This window comes from uncultured Enorma sp. (assembly GCA_905210055.1).
In the GTDB taxonomy this organism is placed as follows: domain Bacteria; phylum Actinomycetota; class Coriobacteriia; order Coriobacteriales; family Coriobacteriaceae; genus Enorma.
In genome coordinates this window covers 1-4904 of the sequence record CAJLVH010000143.1, presented here as the reverse complement: position 1 = coordinate 4904, position 4904 = coordinate 1, and the positions used below count along the sequence as shown (strand labels likewise).

General features: G+C 63.4%; 3 protein-coding genes. 1 reads left to right on the top strand and 2 read right to left on the bottom strand.

What is annotated here, in order from left to right:
* The first annotated feature begins 162 nt into the window (after nt 1–162).
* Nucleotides 163–1593 carry an MFS transporter gene (locus QZ079_RS08100; protein ID WP_297037351.1) on the top strand — a complete coding sequence of 477 codons (1431 nt, stop codon included), beginning with the start codon at nt 163–165 and terminating at the stop codon, nt 1591–1593.
* Between the two features lie 239 nt (nt 1594–1832).
* Here QZ079_RS08100 and QZ079_RS08095 read toward each other — a convergent pair whose 3' ends face one another.
* Together QZ079_RS08095 and QZ079_RS08090 are read right to left on the bottom strand one after the other, a co-directional pair.
* Nucleotides 1833–3224: an aminopeptidase gene (locus QZ079_RS08095; RefSeq protein WP_297037349.1), complete on the bottom strand. Its 1392-nt coding sequence runs from the start codon at nt 3222–3224 to the stop codon at nt 1833–1835.
* A gap of 419 nt (nt 3225–3643) precedes the next feature.
* A partial coding sequence (locus tag QZ079_RS08090) for a hypothetical protein (RefSeq protein ID WP_297037347.1) occupies nt 3644–4904 on the bottom strand: 1261 nt, incomplete at its 5' end.

The window sequence follows — 4904 nt, the reverse complement described above, 5'->3', positions numbered from 1 at the left end:
CCCCCGTCCCCAATGGCTGGCGAAGAGCCCTGGGGCAGTTTTGCATGCCGCTGTGTGGTATCATTCCCTCGCCCCTTGCGGCGCAGTGCCGCAACAGCGCTCGGCGATAGCCGGGGAGGCGTGCTCCTAGGCACGTAGAACAAACGGCCTGGGAGGTTATCCATGAGAGAAGAATCTACCGCGTCGACCCCGCGTCGACCCGCCCCGAACCCGTGGGTGGTGCTGTTCACCGTCGTCACCATGACGTTCATGTCGACGCTCGACAGCAGCATCGTGAACGTGGCGTTGCCCGCCATGCAGCGCGAGCTGAGTGTTTCCGCCACCAGCATCCAATGGGTTTCGAGCATCTATCTGCTTACGTGCTGCGCGGCGGTGCTCGTATTCGGTCGGCTGGGCGATATGTTCGGCAAGATGCGCCTGTTCCAAGCGGGTGTCGCGCTCTTCACCGCCGGCTCGCTTTTGTGCGGCCTTTCCACAAGTCTGCCTGCGCTTATCGCGGCGCGCGTGGTGCAGGGCGTCGGCGCGGCAAGCGCCACAGCGACGAATATGGGTATCGTCACGGAGGCGTTTCCCTCGTCGCAGCGCGGCCGCGCGCTCGGCATCGTGGCGACGTTCGTCTCGCTCGGCCTCATGTGCGGCCCCACGATCGGCGGCATGCTTGTTGCGGCGTTTCCCTGGGAGTCGATCTTCCTCATCAACGTTCCCATCGGTGTGGTTTCGTTTTTGGTGGGCGTGTGGACGCTGCCGGAGGACGCGTCTGGCACCCAGCGTGAAACGTTCGACATCGCCGGCGCCATCACCGTTGCGCCCGCAATCTTTCTGGTGTTCTACGCCCTCACGAGCCTTGTCGAGAGCGTGACGCCGTTCGCGTGCGTGCTACTTGCGATAGGTGTGGCCTGCATGGTGGCGTTCGTCGCGGTCGAGCGTCGGGCGACGTATCCGCTGGTGAGCTTCGACATTTTCAGGCGTCCCGGCGTCGCGCTCAACGTGGCGACGATGTTCTTCTGCTTCTTCGCCGTGGGCGGCACGGAGTTCCTGCTGCCGTTTTACCTGCAGAACGCATGCGGTTTCTCGCCGGATATCGCAGGCTTGGCGCTCACGGCAATCCCGATCGCCATGGCGGCCGTGGGACCCATCGCGGGCGCGGTGTCGGATCGCATCGGATCGTCGATTCCCTGCCTGGTGGGGCTTTCCATCTATGCGGCAGGCATCTTCCTCACGGGCGTGCTGCCTGCCAACGCGACGCTGCCGGTCATCGTTGCCTCCATGGCGTTCATGGCGGCGGGAACGGGCATGTTTCAGTCGCCGAATAACTCGCTCGTCATGGGTGCGGTCGAGACCTCGCAGCTCGGCTTCGCTGGAAGCCTTGTGTCGCTCGTCCGCTACTTGGGCATGTCGGCCGGCGTGACGGGAGGCACGGCGCTGCTCTACGGACGCATGAGCGCCGAGGCGGGCTATCCCGTGAGCGCCTACATCGAAGGTCGCGCGGATCTCTTCCTTTCGGGCTATTCCTTCGCCTTCACGGTGTTTGCCGCCCTGTGCGCCGTCAGTGCGGTAGCGACCGCTCTGCAGCTCGTCCGTCGCCGCATGTAAAATAACCCCAGGGGTTTTTCGACATCGCGCAGCAGAACGGCCTAATAGGTAGGCTTCCACGCGACGTCGAAAACCCCTGGGGTTATTTTACATCTCGTACCCCGAAGGTGTGCTAGGCGTCGCGACGCGCAACCACGTTACCGTTATGCGGGAGCCCCGGACGTTCCCTGCGCGAGCTTGCGCGAAGCGCGCGAGCAAAGGGAACGTCCGGGGCTCCTTGCTAAAAGCGTTACCGCGGATTATGCGCGGGCGATAAACGCTTTGTAGCCCTTATACGCCTCGTAGACGTCGGCCTTGTTCGTGACCTCCCAAAGCGCGTGCATGGAGAGCACGGCCACGCCGGAGTCGATGACATCCATGCCGTACTCAGCGAGGATGTAGGCGATGGTGCCGCCGCCACCCGCGCCGATGCGCCCGAGCTCGCAGGTCTGGAACGCCACGCCGGCCTCGTCCATGATATCGCGGACGAGCGCGAGGTACTCGGCATCGGCATCGTTCGAACCGCTCTTGCCGCGCGCGCCCGTGTACTTGTTGAAGCACAGTCCGCGGCCCATGACGGCGGCGTTCTTCTTCTCGAAGCGATCGGCATAAAGCGTGTCAAAGCCTGCAGAGACGTCGGAGGAGAGCATGCGCGAGTTCGCGAGCGCACGACGCAGCTTGAGCTCACCACTCTCGCCCGCGAGCTCCATGATCTCGGCAATAGCGTTCTCGAAGAAGCGGCTCGTCATACCGGACGCGCCCACGGAACCAATCTCTTCCTTGTCCACGAGAAGCGTCACCGCGGTACGCGTGACCTCGGGAACGTCGAGCTGTGCAGCGAGCGAGGTGTAGGCGCACACGCGATCGTCCTGGCCGTAGCCCAAGATCATCGAGCGGTCGAAGCCCATCTCGCGTGCGGCGCCGGCGGGCACGACCTCGATCTCGGCCGAGAGGAAGTCTTCCTCGTCGATGCCGTACTTCTCGGAGAGGATGTCGAGGAAGAGCTTCTTCACCGGCTCCTTCTCTTCATCGTCGCCCTCGATCTTGACGGGACGGCCGCCCACGATGACGTCGAGGTTCTCATGGTCGACCGCCTCGGCTGCCGGCTTCTTCAACTGATCGCTTGCCAGATGGATGAGCAGGTCGGAGATGCAGAAGACGGGGTCGGTGGGATCCTCGCCCACACACACCTCGATGGTGGCGCCGTCCTTCTTGCATACCACGCCGTGGAGCGCGAGCGGGGTGGCGACCCAGTGATAGGCTTTCACGCCGCCGTAGTAATGCGTGTCGAGGTAGGCCATATCACCCGCCTCGTAAAGCGGGTTCTGCTTGAGGTCGAGGCGTGGAGAGTCGACATGCGCGCCCAGGATGTTCATGCCGCGCTCCATGGGCTCGGTACCGAGGTTCACGAGCATGAGCGACTTGTTGTGGTTCACGGCGTAGACCTTGTCGCCGGCCTTGAGCGCGCGGCCTTCGGCGATCGCTGTCTCGAGGTTTACGTAGCCTGCCGCCTCGGCAAGGGCGACGCTCGCCGTCACGCACTCGCGCTCCGTCTTGTTCTCGCTGATGAACGCGCGGTACTGGGTGCACAGCTCTTCAAGCTCCGCCGTCGCGGCGTCATCGTATGCCTTCCATGCGCAGGGACGCTCCATGGATCTGTCCTTTCCTCGGGCGGGCGGCGCTTTGCTGCTCGCATGTTTTCGATTCCGCATGCCATGATAGCACGGTGTGGGCATGCTCGGAGGGCGCGGTGTGGACGCACGCAGCGCGGGCGGCTTTCGCAGAACCGGATGGGCAGAATAGAGAAATTCAGACAGATTTAGGCCGTTGGAGCGTCGAATGTGTCGGATTTTCTCTAGTTTGTGTACAAGCCCCATCCTTATAGACAAACTAGAGAAATTCCGACAGTTATAGGCCGATCCAACGTCGAACGTGTCTGAATTTCTCTACTTTGTGTTTCAACGATAATTCTCTACGTTGTATTTCAGCGACGACGGGAGCTCCAAGGCAGCGGCAATGGAAGCTCGAAAGCGGCGGTACTCGCATGGTTTCACTGTTGCCGAGGCGAGCTTCAGCGCTTGAGCTTCCGAGCAACCATGAGGACGATGCCGGCGAGGCATGCCGCGCTTCCGAAGATGGCGAGCGTAATGGTGAGCTTCGCAGCGCGCGTTCCGTCGGTGCCTGTGAGGGTGTTGGAATCGCTCCCCGAGCCCTCGCTGCCGTCTTCGTTCGACATCCCGCCTTGCTCAGGCGTGCTATCGGAATCGCCCTCGTTGCCCGAGTCGCCGTGGTCGCCGCCTTCGCCGTCGTCGGGTTGGGTCGTGCCGCCGTCGCCACCACCGGGCTCCTCGTCGCCACCCGGCTCTGGATCGGTGCCGGGATCGGGATCCGGATCGGGTTCTTCGCTCGCTACCTCAAAAACATATGCGCCGTTGTTGCCCAGGTTCGCCGTGAGGACGAGCGTGTCCCCGGATGCATCCCCGCGCAGCTCCTGCGTATAGGGGAGCGTGCTCGTGCGGTTCTGCGCTTTCGCGTTCACCACGGCAACCGCCCCCGTAGGCATGGCGGGTGTCCCGGCGATAAGCTCGTACTGGCCGCCCGTGCCCACGCGCCATGCGGAGGCACCTGTATCTCCACTTGCCACATAGCGGCGTACGGTTTTCGTTGCGGTTGCGGGCGCTGCTGTGGAGACCGACGAGAACCGTGCGGAATACGTCGTCTCGAGGTAATAGTAGGTGCGGCCGGCAACAGGCTCGCTCGTGAGCGGGACGAGCTCGCTCGCTTGGGGCAGCTCGCCTTTCGCGACTTCCACTCCGGCGGCAAGGGTGTAGAGCGGGGTATCACTGCCTACCACATAGGCGCTCCCAGGTGCGGCGTTTCCGGTTAAGGCGGTTGTCACGAGCGGCTGGGAGGCGGCGTCCGCTCCATCCGCGCCTCCATACGCAAGCGCTGCCACCGCAAGATCGCCATCCGCGTTCTCAACACCAGCGCCACCGAGCATCTCGGTAAGTTCGTCTTCCGTCAAGGCACCGCCGGCTTGCACGCGCGCCAAGACGTCGCGCACCTCCTCGCGCGGAGCAACCTCGAATACCAGACGAACCGGGCTCACGGCTTCCACGTCGTCGAGCGCCATGGTGGCCGAGCCGTCCGCGTCCAGGGTCACATCGGCGCGAAACGCCGGTACGGCATCCGAGGGGATCGACGCGTAGACGGTTTGCACGCCCGTCGAAAGGTCGGTCTCAACGGCGATGTAGAAGTCGTATAGCGCGACGTCGCCGCCGGTATAGAAGTTCGGCAGGTTGCCGATGTAGAGGTACGTCTCGCAAACCGCC

Coding starts and splice junctions, on each gene's coding strand:
- QZ079_RS08100 (WP_297037351.1), top strand. CDS start 163: ATGAGAGAAGAATCTACCGCGTCGACCCCGCGTCGACCCGCCCCGAAC.
- QZ079_RS08095 (WP_297037349.1), bottom strand. CDS start 3,224: ATGGAGCGTCCCTGCGCATGGAAGGCATACGATGACGCCGCGACGGCG.